The sequence below is a fragment of the Streptomyces sp. NPDC057543 genome (assembly GCF_042801895.1).
Classification (GTDB): Bacteria; Actinomycetota; Actinomycetes; order Streptomycetales; family Streptomycetaceae; genus Streptomyces.
Window position 1 is genome coordinate 1 of the sequence record NZ_JBHVFF010000498.1, and the last position, 3,337, is coordinate 3,337.

Genomic DNA, 3,337 nt, shown 5'->3' on the forward strand with positions numbered 1-3,337 from the left:
CAGCGTCAGGTCATCGGCGAAATGCCGGTCCCCCGTGGCATCGGGCACGTACTTCACACAGACAACGATCCTCAAGCTCACGCCGGGTCTCCTACCTGGGTATGGTTCGTGGGGATGACGATATGGCACTCAGTACCCTCTGTAAAGGAACCCAGTGCCAGAAATGGCTCTCCGGTGCTACGTTCCCCGCATGACTGACGCACGCAGACCGGCGAAGAAGACCCCCATGCGGGAGGTGCTCGCCCAGGCGGCCTTCCAGCTCTTCCTGGAGCGGGGCTTCGAGCAGACCACGGTGGACGACATCGTGGCGCGGGCCGGGGTCGGGCGCCGGTCGTTCTTCCGGTACTTCCCGTCCAAGGAGGACGCGGTCTTTCCGGACCATGAGCGCTGCCTCGCCGACATGACCGCCTTCCTGGCGGCGGTCGGTGACGCGGAGCCGGTCGACGCGGTGTGCGACGCGGCCCGGCTCGTCCTGCGGATGTACTCCGCCAACCCCGAATTCTCCGTCCAGCGCTACCGGCTCACCCGGGAGGTGCCCGGGCTGCGCACCTACGAACTGTCCGTGGTGCGCCGGTACGAGCAGACGCTGGCCGGCTATCTCCGTGACCGGTACGGAGAGTCGGGGGACGGTGCGCTGCGGGCCGAGGTGATCGCCGCGTCCGTCGTCGCCGCGCACAACAACGGGCTGCGGACCTGGCTGCGTTCGGGCGGTGACGGAGACGCGGAGGCCGCGGTGGATCACGCCCTCGGGCTGGTCCGCCAGGTGTGGGGGAGCACGGCGGCCGGGGGCCCGTCCGCGCCCTCGACCGACGGCGACGTGGTCGTCATGGTCGCCGCGAAGGGGGCTCCGATGTGGCGCGTCGTGCAGCAGATCGAGTCGGTCATCGGCCAGGACTGACTCCGGTCGGTACCGTTATCCGGCACTGAGTGCCTTTACGTTTCGGCACTCAGTGTCCTATGGTGCGGACGCGCCGACGCGCAGGTGCGGCGCATCCGAGGCGAGGCAGGGGGTCGAACATGTCCCAGTCATCAAGTGGCGCCGTGCAGACGGTGCATGAGGAAGCCGGCCTGCACTACCACCGGTGCCGCTGGTGCGGCACGGCCTCCTTCCGGAGGCTGCTGTGCCCGGTGTGCGCATCGAGTGATCTGAAGCCCGAACACAGCGCCGGGCTGGGCGTCGTGGTGAGGTCCGGGGTCGTGCACCGCTACACGGAAGCGGCGCGCAACGAGTCCCTCGTCCGGCTTCCCGAGGGCTTCGTGTTCCGCTGTCGCGTCGTCGGCGCCGCGCCGCACCTGGTGCCGCCAGGCGCCCGGGTACGCCCGGTCGCCGGTGGCGATGCGGATGCGGGCGAGGTGGTCTTCGAGCTCTGCGAACCACCCGCGCGCGACGAGTGGTTCTGATCGTCCCCGTAGTTCTTTCCGGCCCCGGTCGTGATGGGGCCGCCCCTCGCGTGGATGAAGCCGCCCCTCATCTGAAGCGGCGTCGTGGTGTCGACCGGATGGTCGTTGTGCACGAGCACGGCCTTGCCCCATCACCTCGTGCCGTGCCACTCGCTGGATCCGCGCCGCGTGTTCCGGTCGGGCCGGCCGCAGCGCCCCGGACACGCGGCCGGGAGGCAACGGCGCGGACCGGGAGCCGGCATCGTCCTGCCACGTTCACACGTTCGGTCAGCGATGCCGCGGGCGATGGCCCGGCGTGTGCGGGGGAGATGCCCCGAGCCGGTCGAGGGCCGCTGCCGTCAGCGCGCTGATCGCCGGGGGCAGGGCCGTGCGGATGTCGGGGGCGAAATGAGGGGAATGGTTGGGCGGGAGGTGTTCGCGGGAGACGGCCCACTGCTTGGGGCTCGCGGTGCCGAACATCCAGTAGACCAGGGGGATTCCGGCCTCACCGTGCACGGCGAGGCCCGCGTCGCCGTAGAGGGGGAAGTCCTCGGCCGCCATCGACGGCGGCCAGGTGCCGACCCGTTGCGGGCCGTAGAGGGCGCTGTGAACTTCGCGGATCGCCCGGGTCGCGGCGGGGTCGCCCCACAGGGCGGGTGAGCGGGACACGGTCGTGAGGTCCGGTTCGCGCGGGCAGGCCGAGGCGGCGCACTCGGCTCGTACGATCCGCTCCATCGCGGCCAGGGCACGGTTCAGGGACTCGTCGGTGAGCGCCCTCAGGCCGATGCCGAGTTCGGCGGTGTCCGGGACCACGTTCACCGCCGTGCCCGCCCGCACGGTGCCGACGGTCAGGGTGACTTGTTCGCCCGGGGCGCTCTCGCGCGAGACGACGGTCTGGAGGCGACTGATCACGGCCGCCGCCGTCACCACGGGGTCCACGGTGAGGTGGGGGGTGGCGGCGTGGCCGCCCCGGCCGTGCAGTACGACGCTCAGGGCGGCGCTCGCCGCGGCGACCGGGCCGTGGCCGCTGCCGTGCGCGACCATTCCGGCGGGCAGCGGTGCCGTGTGCTGGGCCAGGACGACGTCCGGTCTGCCGAAGCGCTCGTACAGGCCGTCGTCCAGCATCGCGCGGGCTCCCGTCAGGGTCTCCTCGGCCGGCTGGCCGAGGACGACGAGGGTGCCGCTCCAGTGCGCGGTGGTGCGGGCCAGCAGGTCCGCCGTGCCGGCCGCGGCGGCCAGGTGCAGGTCGTGGCCGCAGGCGTGCATGGCGCCGTTGTCGCTCGCGTACGGGAGGCCGGTGAGCTCTTCCAGGGGCAGGGCGTCGAGCTCGGCGCGCACGTACACGCGCGGGCCCTCGCCGTTGCGGAGTTCACCGATCACGCCATGGCCTCCGATGCCGCGGGTCACCTCGCAGCCGATGGCGGCGAGCCGGTCGGCGAACAGCGCGGCCGTACGGCGCTCCTCGCCGGAGACCTCCGGGTTGCGGTGGACGTCCAGGTAGAGGGTGAGGGCCGGACGGACCACCTCGTCGGCACGGGCGAGGGCAGGGTGGGTCTGGGGCATATCGGGGCTCCTCGGCAGATGTGTGCGGCTGTCGCTGTCGGGCGCTGGCGTGGCGTGCCAGCGATGTGTGTGCGGGAGGCATGCCGAACGGTGAGCGGTGGCCGGTGGAATGAGTGGCACACACCGGTAGCCGGCGAGCCCGGCCCGGGGCCCCGATCAGGAGGAGACACCATGAACAAGGACCTGAGCACCCTCGCCGACGAGATCCTCGAGCTCGAGGCCGAGACCTTCGAGATCTCCGACTACTCGGACGCCAGCGAGGTCGTGCTGGCCGGTTCCACCAGCTGCAGCTCGACCTCGACCTGCAGCTCCACCACCAGCACCACCTCCTGCACCGCCTGATCGGTCGTCAGCAGCGGCAGGGTTCACGCCCGGTACCCGTTTCCACGGGTAC

At 71.5% G+C, this 3,337-nt stretch carries 4 protein-coding genes and 1 pseudogene; 3 read left to right on the forward strand and 2 right to left on the reverse strand.

The features are described from left to right. Nucleotides 1–81: pseudogene (locus tag ACFU8Q_RS40385) on the reverse strand (electron transfer flavoprotein subunit beta); the annotation flags it as partial. 145 nt (nucleotides 82–226) lie between these two features. On the opposite strand from ACFU8Q_RS40385, the gene ACFU8Q_RS40390 reads away from it, so the two are divergent. Both ACFU8Q_RS40390 and ACFU8Q_RS40395 read left to right on the forward strand, forming a co-directional pair. Next, complete coding sequence (locus tag ACFU8Q_RS40390) at nucleotides 227–898, forward strand: TetR family transcriptional regulator (protein WP_384464887.1); 672 nt, start codon at nucleotides 227–229, stop codon at nucleotides 896–898. Nucleotides 899–1,017: 119 nt separating this feature from the next. Then, nucleotides 1,018–1,401 (forward strand): Zn-ribbon domain-containing OB-fold protein, encoded by a 384-nt coding sequence (locus tag ACFU8Q_RS40395; protein WP_384464880.1) that lies wholly within the window; start codon nucleotides 1,018–1,020, stop codon nucleotides 1,399–1,401. Between the two features lie 267 nt (nucleotides 1,402–1,668). On the opposite strand, the gene ACFU8Q_RS40400 is transcribed toward ACFU8Q_RS40395, so the two are convergent. Beyond that, nucleotides 1,669–2,943 (reverse strand): amidohydrolase, encoded by a 1,275-nt coding sequence (locus tag ACFU8Q_RS40400; RefSeq protein ID WP_384464883.1) that lies wholly within the window; start codon nucleotides 2,941–2,943, stop codon nucleotides 1,669–1,671. A 171-nt stretch (nucleotides 2,944–3,114) separates the two neighbouring features. On the opposite strand from ACFU8Q_RS40400, the gene ACFU8Q_RS40405 reads away from it, so the two are divergent. Then, nucleotides 3,115–3,285: a thiazolylpeptide-type bacteriocin gene (locus ACFU8Q_RS40405; protein WP_266749911.1), complete on the forward strand. Its 171-nt coding sequence runs from the start codon at nucleotides 3,115–3,117 to the stop codon at nucleotides 3,283–3,285. Nucleotides 3,286–3,337: the final 52 nt, after the last annotated feature.